The organism is Photobacterium panuliri, assembly GCF_059920555.1.
In genome coordinates this window covers 756,747-770,420 of the sequence record NZ_CP197193.1, presented here as the reverse complement: position 1 = coordinate 770,420, position 13,674 = coordinate 756,747, and the positions used below count along the sequence as shown (strand labels likewise).

The following is a 13,674-nucleotide window of genomic DNA, read 5'->3' as shown; positions in this document are numbered from 1 at the left end:
TTAACTGATGGATACGTAGACTGTCGCATAAACAAGTAGTAATCTCTCTCCGAATTTTATATGAGAATTTACTATGAATACAGTAGAGCTACTTGAACAAATAAGTAACGGTAATACGATTGGCTCTAAGGAACACTTGGAACTAAAAGAAGATTTTAAAAAGATCTTTTATAAAAATGGCTACATGGCTTGGAGAAAAGACATGGAGGCTAGTAGTGGTGGCTCATTTAATAAAGCAAGATTTAATCTTTTGAAAGATTTTGTTGACAATAGAGCTGATCAGACACCAAGTGAATTTGCTGAAGACGCATTACAAGAAGTATACGAGCTTGCTTTACAACATCTAAATGCAAGGTTATATGGTGTAGTTGATAATTTCTCGGCATGGAAAGACGATCCGGAATTTCCATTAGAAGGCTCTGCACTAGCTCTTTATGATAAGGTGTGTAGCATTTTAGATAATGGAGATGATGCTCAAAAATATCGTATTATTTTAATCCTTGGCGTTTATGCAGAAGGTAGCCTGAGCCAAGCTCGTAAATCTTTTGCAGGTAGTGGTGGTGAGTTAGTTGTTGAAGCCTTACTTCAATCAAGAGGCTTGAAGAAAAATGAGGATTATGGAACCCAATTCACTTCCGAAGGTTCTGATACTGATATTGTAATCCCTTATGCTACTATACCAGAGCAAGTTAAAGCGTATATAGCAGTTCAAATTAGCTCGAATGATCGTACTCGCTTAACAACTAGTGAGTTGGTCGCCGGACAGAGAAATTATTTTGTATCATTTAACGGTTGTAGTGCTTCAACAAAGACAACTGATGACATAGGTAGCGAGATAATTTCAAAATTCATCAAAGAAGATATTTTCTATGTTGTAACAGAAAAAGAGAAGGCAAGAGCCATTGAATCTTCTTTAGAAAGAGCTCGCGAGGAAGAACGAAAAACTAAGCCTGATCCTGATCAGATAATGTTTTGTAGAACTCGTTTGAAGTGGCTTGACGAGAAATGTATAACGTTTGAAGAATTTATAGAACAAGTTGCTAACTTATAGATAATAAAAAAGCCCGATAGGGCTTTTTTATTATCTATTTCGGTTAAGGAGATCTTTGATAATATATCCTAAAGTTCTGCCCAATAGTGGAGGAACTGCGTTACCTACTTGGGTGTATTGTGGAACTTCGAATCGTCGACTTAAACCACCAGTAGAAAGTTTAGAGCGAAAAACAAATGAATCAGGGAAAGACTGTACCCTTGCCATTTCTCTAACAGTAAGTGTTCTTAATGGGTCATAGTGACAAGCATCATCTGGGATACTTAACGCAGCTGGTGCTGGTGCATCAGGGTTAAGTGCCTTCTGGGTTTGCTTCTTAGTTTTATGAGCAAGAAGCAAAGACAGGATTTCTTTACCATCAACAGCTTTTCGAAGACTTTGTTCATTTTCAAATAGGAAATCAAACCCCATAAGCTCTTGAGCTGCAATGTCTGTTAATTCAATATCTTTACCTTTAAGCACTTCTTTTACTTCTTTCTCAGTAGTCTTCGAGACTTTAGTTAGTACTTGATAAATCCTAAATCTACGCTGTACAGACTCAGAGTTCATCTTAGGAGCAAAGTTGTTGATTTCTTCAGTCTGTTCACCTAATAGGTCATTGAGTAAATTGACGTAGTATGACTTCGCATTATTAGTACACAAGTCATCAATCGCTTGTTTAACACTAAACTCATGACCTTTGAACTGTATTAAGCTCTGTAAGAAAGTGCTCTTGAAGGCATTTTCTTGCTTCTCTACATCGAAATACTGAAGAATTCCAAATTTAGGTTCAATGTTATCGCGCATACTATTCGATAAGGCGATACCAGATTCAAACAATGCTTGTTCTTTCTCACTAAACGTATGAATAATGCTATTTAAGTAATCTCTGCGAACAGAGATCATGATAAAGCGAGGTCGATTTTGAGCGACACCTGCATATTTCGCATTAATATGTAAGCAAAGTGGAACATAATTTAGACTAGCAAAGACTTTTGCCACTTCAAACCAAGCATGATATTTGTTGCCGTCATCGTCTGAAAACGGGCGTAGTATACCTGTCACATTCTCTAGCAACGCAATCTTAGGCTGAACATGTTCAACGAACTTGGCAAATTCCCATGGTAAGCTGTTTTTATCGCAGTCTTTCTTTCGCATTCCAGCCATACTGAAACTTTGACAAGGAGGTCCACCTGAAACCAAGTCAACGCCCAAGTTAGTGCCATTAAAAGCATGAGAGATTGAGTTTTTTAGCTCTTGGTTTTCAGATAGAAGTTGATTGATATGCTTGATATCACCAACTAACATTTTTCCTTTTAACTGATGTGGGGCATAAGTTTCAAAGTCATTAACACCTTTACCTAGTTCAGGGTACTCGAATGGGTTTTCTCTGAGTCGAGGTTTTAGATCTTCAAATTGGCTACTGACCCATAGAGCATTTTCTGGCTTTTCTTGGTTATCAGCTTTCTCAAGCAGATTTTCTTTAAAAAAGTTATAGGTGAATGTCTCCGCAGCCATAGGAGAGATTTCATTTGCTAGCAGTAACTCAAAGCCAACGGAATCTAGGCCAAGGGACAAGCCACCACAGCCTGCAAATAGTTCGATATGGTTCATAACACAACTCAGGAAAAAAATTTGCACTATTGTATATAAAGACAGTGGTTTTGGGTACTGAAAGCTAGGGAAATTTATGAGCAAGTTTTTAGCTAGCGTAAGATTGTTGCGTTATATAGCATCACCCAGTTCGACAAGGCTGTTTTTTCAGGCAAAGCGATCAGCACCAGTGAAGCGCTAAAGATGAAAAATAATCACATGCGTGGTTTGATCCCTGAGCCGGTTAAGACCAAATTCGGCTGGCATATTATCAAGGTTTTGTACGTGGTATAAGCTGCAGTCATAACGCCTTGCTGAATCAGGCAAAGCGGATGAATGTCTATTGAAAAAGCACCCAAGGGTGCTTTTTTTGTTTTTACCTTCTGTGATGAGGGTGCAAAGTGACGACACAGGACGGCTGGTGGCGTTGGTCACACCAGCTTAGCAGCACTGGATAAACGAACCGGATGGCAGCAAGCCAAAAGGCACCGCATAGGCTTCCCACGCCGACATAGCTGGCAGCATTGTAGTAGGCATCAAACCAAAGTACGCCAGCAATGCCCATTCCTATGACCGAGAGCCCAAGTAATGGCTTGTAGGTAAGGTTAAAAAAATACCGATAGTGAAAGAGTAGGGTAAACATCCCTTGTTTGATCTGCGCAGCTATCGCCATACCGCCTCCCTTTATTCGACGTTTACATTATTGTAACACCTCAATGCGTGGGGGAGACGGCCGTGTTGAGATAGCCTTATGGCCTGAGTTCGGTACTTGTTATTGTCTGCGAGGATTTTGGATTCGCTGTGTCTTTAGGTGTTTGTGGGCTAGATAAAGGGTTGGGGCATTTATCATCGGTCATTTTCATGACGGTATCTTGAGCGGCAGTGCTTTGCCCTATTTCGGGATAGCGCTCACGAATATCTTCCATACACAGTCGTGCAGTGTTGAGCACCACCATCATTTCATCTTGTGAGTTAACCAGGGCTGACAGGTTACCGCTTTTTTGGGCGGCTGCGAGCATTTCCATTGCTTTGTCAGCTTCTTGGTAAGGGGCCTTTAGGCAGTCGCAAATTTTATCGCTGATCGTATCGTAATCCTGCGCGGCGAAGGCGGTGGTGCTTGTCAGGAGCACGATGAGTGGCAGTACTTTCATGAAGGCCTTGTTTCTATATTACGGACGGCGTACTCGAAAATAGCGAGGCGTGATGCTGATGCGCTCATTGCCATTGTTTTTGTTTCGTTTGTCACCGTCGAGATGTGAACAATGATATTTGGACAAAGCATCTTACGTTAAGTTCCCAACGGCTGATTATTCCAGTTGTGCTTTTGTTCATGAGGGAAGTATCGGGTTGTTATGATTTTTATGAACGTTTCATTATTGCGACAAAATGGGGAATACCGCCTTTCTATACTTATCAAGAATAACTATTAGTGTGATGCAGTTCTCTTTATGTATGGATAAACAGCCCGAATTTTTGACGCTAATACTCAAGGATCTTCTGTTCGGTTGAACATGAAAGAAAGCTGCTGATAGCACAGTGATGACGTTTTTTGGGGGCGTTATGTTGTTGTCTAAGCAAGCTACCAGTCGGTGCCTTCCTGTCACTCTGCTTGTGGTAATTTGGGGAGCAGATGCCAAGCAAGAAAGCGAGAGTTCCACGTTGGGGGAGTACATTCCAGATGATATGTATGCTGCTGTTTCGAGTATGATATCAATGGCAGACAGTGTACGAGGGGATAGGGTCGATAAAAAAGTAAGAACAAACTTGAGACGTTCTTCGCCGGGATTGCGTACTGCTGGTATGGCAGAGAGAGCAAGCTCAACAAGGAATGCCACACATTTTGGTAATTCAAATCTTGGCTCTATGATGTCACCATCAGGTTCATCACCTACCATTCCTTCGATTCACGATCTCCCTAGCCAAAAAAGTGCTCAGTTTGGTGGATATGTACGGTTGGAAAACCGTTTATTAGGCGGTGATCCTAATCGGCCAAATCAAACCAATGAACAAGAGTATTCCGGCTATTCGTTGACCTTGGGTGGTGATTACTTGTTCCGTGAGCATTACCTTTTCGGTATGACACTCGGTCTACCGTTCTACAAGCCCATGAGCGAAACCAACGATACGGAAGTAGATGGCCTTATTGCATCAGGTTACTTCAGTTACCTGCAAGATTCATGGTATTTGGATTTTAATGCCAGTTATGCGGTTATGGATACCGACATAGAGCGACAGGTGACCTTGTATACCGACACCGTGGTGAATAATACCAATGAGGCTGACTCTGATATTTGGCTATTTTCGGTTGGCGGTGGGTACATATTTGAGTACAACTACCTGAATATCGCGTTGGAAAGTAGCCTGCAATATACCCTATCAGATTCAGACCGCTATCAAGAGCGTTCGGCTTTAACTAGCAGTAACTACTTGTTTTCCCAAATTGATGATGTGGATGCCTTGCAATCAACCATGTTGATTTCTGGTATAAGTTTGTCGCATCCGTTCCGCACCTCGGTAGGTATCTTCCAGCCTTATGCCAAGGGATATGTACACTACGACATTGCCCCGGGTAAGCAAAGTATCATCTCGCAGCTGAAGTCTAATCATTCTGGGAGTATTTTGCCGATTGTGGTTGAAACGGATGATCAGCTATATGGAAGGATGCACTTGGGGATATCGGGTGCATTTAATGAAGATTGGTTCGGGTATATAGAGGCCAGCAGCTTGCTTTGGCATGATGACATATCAGCGCACACGGTGTCATTTGGTGTCAGCATGTCACTCGATTAATGCTCGCGATACGTTCTGTTTGCTTTGAATGAGGCAAACTCGAATACAAACCGGCAGATTGCCGGTTTTTTTGTGGGCGTTGCAACGTGTTAGATGTGATTTACGGGCAAAAAAAAGCCTGCACAAAGGGTGATTTAGAGCTGGTATTTGTAATCATCTGAAACAAAAAAGAAATATGCTGATTCTTGTCACAGAATGTGAGGAAGGCTCTCAATAGACTCATCCGAAAATATAAAAAACAATCCCACTTCCCCCCCATAGCTTCAAATATATTAATACAGGGACTTTTCGTGAAATTTACATTATCTGCGGTTGCAAAGGCCGTGATTCCTCTGTGCTCGGCAATGCTTGTTGTCGGTTGTAACAACAGTGCTGAAAATAATGATAACTCGGGGACAGGAAGTAAATTTGTAACCTTGGCGGACAACCAAGCCGCGATCTATTTTCAGGCTCAAGACGGTGTGAAATCAACGGCTAATAACTACGACGGTTATAGCTTGTTTGTATGGAACAATGAGCAGTGTGCCAGTTACGCAGGGGAATTACCTAGTTGGGATAAAGGCCTGCCAGTGACAGGCGTAGATGAAGAGCTAGGGGCGTACTGGGTGGTCGAGCTGAATGCCGACCAAAGTCAGTGTGTGAATTTCATTCCAAGGGATTCAAGCAACAACAAGCCGCTAGGGGAGTTTGACGCGAAGTTGGATCTCAAGCAGGTTCATGCCCAGGGTAAATATGTATTTACCAAAGAAGGGATCGCCGCTGTGTTCCCAGAGCATATTTCGGCCTTGCCTGAAAATACGGCGCGGATCTACCTCAATATGGAAGATAAGGATATTGATGATCTGACACTGCACGTGTGGAATGACGCGCAATGTGACAGTTTCGCCGGGGCAGATACCGCATGGGATGCAGGTTTACCACTAACGGGTAATAGCGAGACTTACGGCGCGTATTGGGATGTAGCCGTAAAAGCGGGCAGCAAACCGTGTATTAATATCATTCCCCACCGTGGTGATGAGAAACCGTTAATCGAAAACGCCCAGTTTGATCTTTCTGCGGCGCAGTCTATCGGTATGGTTGCTTTCTCGTTTGAGGGCAGCTCGACGGTGCACTATACCCCGATGGCAGCGATGCCTAATGCGGTAATGAAAGGCGCTACTGCCCACTGGCTAGATCGTAATCTACTGGCAATGCCTGCTGGTGCCAGTTCGGTAGAGCTGCTGTATTCACAGAAAGCCGCAATCGCATTTGATGACCGTACAAATACTTTTACCGGTGTTGATAAAACAGTATCGGCAAAACCTTCCCAAGAGCAGGGCTGGAAAAGCCGTTTCCCTCAGTTGAGCCAGTTAGAAAGCTGGGCTCTGGATTTTGATACTGCGAAGGCTGATCCTAAATTGTTGCTAAAAGGCCAGTTGATTGCTGTTGCCTATGATGTGGCAGGCAAGCCGATTGAAATTACCCAAGTTCAGCCAGCGGAAGTACTTGATGCCATTTATACCGGCCAGCAAGGCGGGGCATTGTCACAGTCTTATGGTGCGATTTTATCGGGTGAGCAGGTTAACTTTGCCTTATGGGCACCAACAGCTCAAGCCGTTGAGTTGGTGAAGTACGACGCCAGCAAGCAGGAAACGGCCCGTTACCCTATGGTTGCTGATCAGGTCAGCGGCGCATGGTCACTGAGCTCGTCTGATTTTGCGTTTGGTGATTACTATCGTTACCGTGTCACGGTGTACCATCCAGTCAGCCAAAAAATTGAGACCTATGAAGTCACTGACCCGTATTCATTGAGTCTGTCGATGAATTCCGAGTTCAGTCAGGTCGTTGATTTGAACAACGAGGCGCTAAAGCCCGCTGACTGGGACGCGCTCACTCGGCCCGTAGCTCAGGCTAACCCGGCTAAATTCGTTATTTATGAGGCGCATGTCCGTGACTTTTCTGCCGTGGATGTATCGACCTTGCCTGAGAACCGCGGAAAGTTCACGGCCTTTACCCAAGCTGAGAGTATGCCGGTTAACCATTTGAAAGAGCTGGGTGATAGCGGTGTCACGCACTTGCACCTGTTGCCGATTTTCGACATCGCCACAATTAATGAAGATCCGGCCAAAGTGGCCAATATTGATGAGCCGTTCAGTAAGCTGTGCAAGGTGAATCCTGCAGTACAGGAGTCATCGTTCAGCGGCTACTGCAACAGCGGCAAAACAATCAGTGATGTTTTTGCCGAGCTGAAGAAGGATGAATCCTCGGTGAAACCTATGGTTCAGGAATTGAACCAATTGGTCGCCCAGACTGATAGCTTCAACTGGGGCTACGATCCGTTCCATTACACGGTGCCGGAAGGCTCTTATGCCAGCAATGCCGATGGCTACCAGCGAATTATCGAGTTGCGTCAGGCTATTATGGCTATCAAGAACAATATCGGTATGAATGTGGTTATGGATGTGGTGTACAACCATACTAACTCGGCAGGCCCAGTCGCTCGGACATCGGTGTTGGATAAGATAGTCCCTTGGTACTACCAGCGTCTGAATCCGGTCACTGGCGGTGTCGAGAACTCAACATGTTGTTCTAATACTGCGCCGGAAAGGGCGATGTTCGAAAAGTTGATTTCCGACTCCTTGGTTGTTTGGTCGCGTGATTACAAGATTGATGCATTCCGGTTTGACTTGATGGGACATCACCCGTTGGATCAGATGCAGCGTTCGCTGGACGCGGTAAAAGCTGTTGATCCGGGTACCTACTTCTACGGTGAAGGGTGGAATTTTGGCGAAGTGGCCAATGACGCGATGTTCGTACAGGCAACCCAACCGCATTTGGGCGGCACCGGAATCGGTAGTTTTTCCGATCGCCTCCGTGATGCCGTACGTGGCGGTGGCCCGTTCGACGGCGGTGACGGTTTGCGCCGCACCCAAGGTTTCGGTAACGGGGCCTATGTACAGCCAAACGAGATGGATGGTGTTACCAAGGAAACCGCGCTGCATTTGGCGGATCTTACCCGTCTTGGTATGGCCGGTAACCTGAAAGACTACACCTTCGTTGATGCCAAAGGGCGTACTATCACCGGTGCTGAGTTGGACTACAATGGTGCCCCGGCAGGCTATGCCGTTGACCCGACTGAAATTCAGAACTACGTTTCCAAGCACGACAACCAAACGCTATGGGACAATAACCAGTATAAGATTGATTACAGTGTGACATCTGCCGACCGAGTCAGAATGCAGGCTGTATCATTGGCAACGGCCATGCTGGGTCAGGGCGTACCGTTTACCCATATGGGTTCTGAGTTGCTGCGTTCCAAATCAATGCAGCGTGATTCCTATGACTCTGGGGATTGGTACAACGTCGTTGATTTTTCGATGGCAGATAACAATTGGAACAAGGGACTGCCAAGAAAGGACAAGGACGGGGATAACTATGCCATTATCGAAAAGGTTATCGCTTCCGCTGGGAGTTTTGCGCAGCCATCTTCGAAAGATATCGCTACGATGGCTGAGTATTACAAAGAGTTGGCGGCGTTGCGTCAGCACTATCCGTTGATAACTTTGGGATCAGGCAAGGAAGTCAACAAGCGAGTTGCGTTCCATAACACGGGTAAAGATCAGATCCCGGGTTTGATCGTGATGTCCATCGATAACGGTACGGAAACTGGTCTGGATGTTGATCCGGCCGTTGACGGTATCGTGGTTGTGATTAACGCCTCGCCTACGGCACAGTCTGTCTCATGGCCGACACTTGTAATACGAAGTGCCCGCCATGTTACGGATCTTGCCGAAGGTGCCGTCTATGCCGATGGTAAGATTACTGTGCCAGCATGGACACCGGTTGTTTTTGAATTGCCTCGGGGGGATCAGCGAGGCGCAGGAATACGCGCCGCGCAATAAGCGCTTTTAACCCTTTATTATTGATATAAGCCCTCGCAAGAGGGCTTTTTCATTGTAAGATAGGAGCTGTACGGTGATAAACGGCTCGTTCATGTTTCATTCATTTTGGTTGCGATAAACTGCAGCCATACAGTAAGAGAGAAATAGTTGAGAGAAGGTTGGTTATGAAAAACTTTATTACTAGTGTTGCTGCGCTTGTCATCGGTTTTTTCACTGTTACGTTCGCAGCGGTAATGGGTCTGTTCATTGGTATTGCGGCACTGATTGCCAAGCCTTTCATTAAGCGCAAAGTAGAGAAAGCCTACGAAGAGGCACTGCAGCAGCAAGGCTATGCTAGCCACGGTCATTCGAGCCAGACGGGCTCGACCATCGATGGTGAGTTTGAAGATATTACTCACAAACCGGCCCCACAAGCTTCATAACAAAAACGCCAGCAATATTATTGCTGGCGTTTTTGTTTGTATCTATTCGGATTCCCATCCTTTCATTTACATGCCATTGATACACTCATTGAGAACGTTGTTCTGAGAGGCCATAGCCATATTTGGGGGGTGTTACTCGGAAAAATGCTGTCTAACGCAGTGAATGAAGTCTTCGATAGCTTGTTGGCTAATATTAAAACGGTATTTTTGGTTATTTTCTAATAATTCGAAATGCCCTTTGTCTTGGTAAATGCGGCTTAGAAAAACGTCAAAGGCTTGCTGGCTACTGTTTCCTCCTAACATGACAACCCGTCCTACGGTATGCCTGTTGCCATTATGCCGCCAGTTGATGCTGAATACGTCGACAGGGGAGCCATATTGCATATAAGTAATATTGGTATAGCCTGCGGGGTGGGAGATATCTGCTTTCAGAGCAATATAACGGTTATCGGATTGATTATCTGAAATGAAGGCGATTTGTAAATTTTGCTGGAACTCATGCTTGTCATTTTTGATTAGGTGAAACAGATCCAATCGGCACCGATCTGAGCTCAAATCTGTTTCGCTAGTGGGTTTTATGGCTGCTTGGGATGGCCACCCTACCAGTGCCGCATACAGCGTAATAGCACAAAGAACCGATATGTGACCTAACTGCATAGTACAACCTACTCTATGAGTATACGTAGGGAAAAGTATAGTGAGGGGGGAGTATGCAGAGTGTCTTAGAACAGACACCGGAAATGATTAAGCGCTCATTTTGAGCGCTTATTCCACCAGTTGGTTATTTTAATACTTGCATAGCAAATAATCCCAGAAGCTATGATAAGCCAAACAGCTTGTTCGGTGACGTCCATTTCAGCCATATTGAAATACTTATATTACCAGTCGGTAAAAGTATTATAGCGCAGTGTTTAGAAGCACAAATGTTAACTAAAGCACGTAAATTGATAATTTTATTTATGACCCTGTTTGCATACTGTTTATTTTAGGCATTATAGATTTTGGCCTTAACGACTCTGCGGTATTGGGTAGGTGTCATTTGGAAATGTTGCTGGAAGCGCGTTGAAAAATGGTGTGGGTCTTGATAGCCGACTTGTTCCGCGACATCTTGAATTGACATGCCAACGTCGCGCAGTAGTTGCTGCGCAGTTTCCATTCGTAACCTCTGTAGGTATTTATGCGGGGTTTCTCCGACCTGATCTTTGAATTTACGGTTGAAGGTACGCAAAGGGAGCTGGCAGTGTTCTGCTGTGCTTTGTGCCGTAATGTTCTGTGAAAGATTGCGTTTCATCCAGTCTTGGGCGAGGGCGATGGATTCGTCGAATTGAATTTGTCCGCCGATTTGATAAAACGGCTGGTGGTTTGTCTTTGAAATTTCATGGCCGAAATGGGTCTCTATCGTCACTGCGATTTTCTGACCATAGGCTTGGGCGATGAAGTAGAGGATCAGCTCTGACTGTGAGTTGATACTGGTTGTGCAATATAAGCCATTGGCTTCTGTAATAGAGGCTTTGCGGTTGAGGATAACTTTGGGGTAACGCTGGCTGAAGTTGTCGTAATAATACCAGTGCGTTGTTGCAACGAGATGATTTAACAGCCCTGTTTCTGCCAGCCAGACAACCCCGGTCCCTGTTGCTACTAGATTTGCCCCTTTTTGATATTGCTGCTGTAGCCAGCGGATGATTTCTGGGTGTCGCCGAACCGACTGGAGTGGATTTCCCCACATTGGTGGTAATATCACCGTGTCGAACGATTGTTCATTATCATAGGTCGTGTCGGGTTGGAGTCGAAGTCCAGCGCTTGCTGCCATTGGCTCAAGGCTGGGGCCGACAACGGTGATATTCAGTGGTTTTTGCTTTTGTTGGGAGCGTGTACGAAGCCTTGAAGCACTACTGAGCATTTCCGCAGCAAGGGATACTCCGGTAATCAAGGCTCGGTCGTAGAGAAGGAAAGCGACATTTTTCATTTGCTAACTCGTCTTAATGGCATGCTTGGCATTTATGTCAGTGATAATGGCATAAATGCCAGATGAATGAACAGTGTAAATTGGTAATCTAATTGCAATTGAAATTGATGCAGTAGGTTTGGGATGTCTAAATTACCTTTGATTGTTGGCTTTGGTGGGATGAATGCTGCAGGGCGTAGCTCTGGATTCCATAGTTATAAGCGGATGGTTGCCGAGGTTTTGCCGGAAGATGAAATGGCAGCAACTTGGCAGGATCTCGCACTGCGGATGGGGTTGATAACTGATACCTCTCAGCAGGTTGATGCCGAGATCATAGAGGCAATAAAGGCGGGGACTCTGGTTCGTCGAATTGATTCTTTCGATCCTGATAACTTGCTGTATCAATACAAAACGACATTGAGCAGCCAAAGTGACGAGCTCACCTTTACTTTGCGTAAGTCCAAACTGCCGACTTGTATTCCCGATAACTGGGTTGTCGAAGAGCAGGGCAGCAAAGTCATGATCACGGTAAAAGGTGAATTGGACGCATTGCTAGAGGATCGCGTGAGTTATCCTGTAACGAGTGGCGGTAATATTCCAGCCGGATTTGATCCGGGCAAACTCTATAATTCACGTTTTCATCCACGCGGCTTGAAATTGGCCCTGTATGGAGCCTCAGATGCGTTGAACTCGCTCGGAATGGACTGGGAAACGGTTCTGTCGCATATCGATCCTGATCAAGTGTCGGTATATGCGGGAAGTGCTTTAGGGCAAATGGATGACGCATCATTGTCAGGGATGCTGGCCGCACCGCTGACTGGGGGGCGCGTCAGCTCAAAAATGATGGCTCTTTCTTTGGCAGAGATGCCCGCTGATTTTATCAATGGTTACGTTATCAACAGTATTGGTAGCACTGGCACCAATATGGGAGCCTGTGCGACGTTCTTGTACAACCTGCGTCAGGGAATGAATGATATCCAGCGTGGTACGGCAAGGGTGGCGATTGTTGGTAACGCAGAGGCACCAGTCGTTGCTGAGTTGATGGAAGGCTTTCGGGTCATGGGGGCTTTGGCGGAAGACACACAGCTAATGGCATTGGATGGAACAGAAGACGTTGATAACCGCCGTGCTTGTCGACCATTTTCGGCCAATGCCGGTTTCACAATGGCTGAAGCCGCTCAGTTTGTCGTGTTGATGGACGATGAGCTGGCGCTTGAGCTAGGTGCCAATATTTATGGTTCGGTGGCTGATGTGTTCGTCAATGCTGATGCGAACAAGAAATCCATTTCGGCACCGGGCGTAGGTAACTATGTGACCATGGCCAAGGCCGCCGCGCTTGCCAAGGCGATTTTGGGCCAAGAGGGCCTGCAACAGACTTATGTACAGGCTCACGGCACGGGAACGCCGCAGAACCGTGTGACAGAGAGTCATATCCTCAATGAGGTTGCCAAGACATTTAATATCGACAATTGGCCGGTAACGGCAGTGAAATCCTATGTCGGTCACTCGATGGGGGCGGCTCCAGGCGACCAGTTAATTGCGTCATTGGGCGTATGGCAGTACGGCTGGGTTCCTGGTATCAAAACCATTGATCATATCGCCGATGATGTTCATCGTTCGCATCTCAATATTCTGACCGACCATGCGTTTTTCGGAGATAAGGGTGAGAAGATTAAAGCGGTAATTCTCAATGCCAAGGGCTTTGGTGGCAATAATGCATCGGGCTTGGTGCTTTCTCCAGCCCAGACGCTCCAGATGCTGGGCAAGAAACATGGTGACAGTGTGATGGCGAGCTATTATGGCAAAAACCAACCTGTCCGTGAATTGGCCCAAGGTAATGATCAGGCGGCGAGTCGTGGTATTGAAAATATTCGTTATCATTTTGGCGAGAGTGTGATGGACGAAACTTCCGTTACCCTGACTCAGGAAAGTGTACAGTTGGATTCTTTTGCCAAGGGCATTCCTCTTGCAACAGAAAATCCTTATGCTGATTACAGTTAATATTCAGTAACG

General features: G+C 45.5%; 10 protein-coding genes and 1 pseudogene. 6 read left to right on the top strand and 5 right to left on the bottom strand.

All coding sequences use genetic code 11. The features are described 5' to 3' along the window. Positions 1–73: 73 nt before the first annotated feature. Positions 74–1,051 carry a hypothetical protein gene (locus ACSF8X_RS19755; protein ID WP_500852094.1) on the top strand — a complete coding sequence of 326 codons (978 nt, stop codon included), beginning with the start codon at positions 74–76 and terminating at the stop codon, positions 1,049–1,051. Positions 1,052–1,081: 30 nt separating this feature from the next. Here ACSF8X_RS19755 and ACSF8X_RS19750 read toward each other — a convergent pair whose 3' ends face one another. After that, entirely contained in the window at positions 1,082–2,644 is a 1,563-nt protein-coding gene (locus ACSF8X_RS19750) for a DNA cytosine methyltransferase (RefSeq protein ID WP_500852093.1), read from the bottom strand. 120 nt (positions 2,645–2,764) lie between these two features. Between ACSF8X_RS19750 and ACSF8X_RS19745 the strand changes: the two are divergent. Continuing rightward, a pseudogene (locus ACSF8X_RS19745) lies at positions 2,765–2,917 on the top strand (peptidylprolyl isomerase); the annotation flags it as partial. 82 nt (positions 2,918–2,999) lie between these two features. Here ACSF8X_RS19745 and ACSF8X_RS19740 read toward each other — a convergent pair. Together ACSF8X_RS19740 and ACSF8X_RS19735 are read right to left on the bottom strand one after the other, a co-directional pair. After that, a complete protein-coding gene (locus ACSF8X_RS19740) occupies positions 3,000–3,296 on the bottom strand; it encodes a hypothetical protein (RefSeq protein WP_047880659.1) in 297 nt (98 codons plus the stop codon). A gap of 76 nt (positions 3,297–3,372) precedes the next feature. Further along, positions 3,373–3,774, bottom strand: coding sequence for a hypothetical protein (locus tag ACSF8X_RS19735; protein WP_500852092.1), 402 nt, complete (start codon positions 3,772–3,774; stop codon positions 3,373–3,375). Between the two features lie 409 nt (positions 3,775–4,183). Here ACSF8X_RS19735 and ACSF8X_RS19730 point away from each other — a divergent pair, with 409 nt between their 5' ends. From ACSF8X_RS19730 to ACSF8X_RS19720, 3 genes are all read left to right on the top strand, one after another. Beyond that, positions 4,184–5,413, top strand: a complete 1,230-nt coding sequence (locus ACSF8X_RS19730) for an autotransporter outer membrane beta-barrel domain-containing protein (protein WP_047880709.1) — start codon at positions 4,184–4,186, stop codon at positions 5,411–5,413. Positions 5,414–5,757: 344 nt separating this feature from the next. Then, positions 5,758–9,294, top strand: coding sequence for a pullulanase-type alpha-1,6-glucosidase (gene pulA, locus ACSF8X_RS19725; RefSeq protein ID WP_500852129.1), 3,537 nt, complete (start codon positions 5,758–5,760; stop codon positions 9,292–9,294). Between the two features lie 164 nt (positions 9,295–9,458). After that, on the top strand, positions 9,459–9,716 hold the full coding sequence (locus tag ACSF8X_RS19720; RefSeq protein WP_500852091.1) for a hypothetical protein: 258 nt from the start codon (positions 9,459–9,461) through the stop codon (positions 9,714–9,716). Positions 9,717–9,848: 132 nt separating this feature from the next. Here the strand turns inward: ACSF8X_RS19720 and ACSF8X_RS19715 are convergent, their stop codons facing one another. Both ACSF8X_RS19715 and ACSF8X_RS19710 read right to left on the bottom strand, forming a co-directional pair. Then, positions 9,849–10,250, bottom strand: a complete 402-nt coding sequence (locus tag ACSF8X_RS19715; RefSeq protein ID WP_169753953.1) for a hypothetical protein — start codon at positions 10,248–10,250, stop codon at positions 9,849–9,851. A 451-nt stretch (positions 10,251–10,701) separates the two neighbouring features. After that, the gene (locus tag ACSF8X_RS19710; protein ID WP_047880655.1) at positions 10,702–11,682 is read right to left on the bottom strand and encodes a GlxA family transcriptional regulator; all 981 of its coding nucleotides are present in this window, start codon (positions 11,680–11,682) and stop codon (positions 10,702–10,704) included. 123 nt (positions 11,683–11,805) lie between these two features. Here ACSF8X_RS19710 and ACSF8X_RS19705 point away from each other — a divergent pair, with 123 nt between their 5' ends. Continuing rightward, on the top strand, positions 11,806–13,662 hold the full coding sequence (locus ACSF8X_RS19705; protein ID WP_500852090.1) for a beta-ketoacyl synthase: 1,857 nt from the start codon (positions 11,806–11,808) through the stop codon (positions 13,660–13,662). Positions 13,663–13,674: the final 12 nt, after the last annotated feature.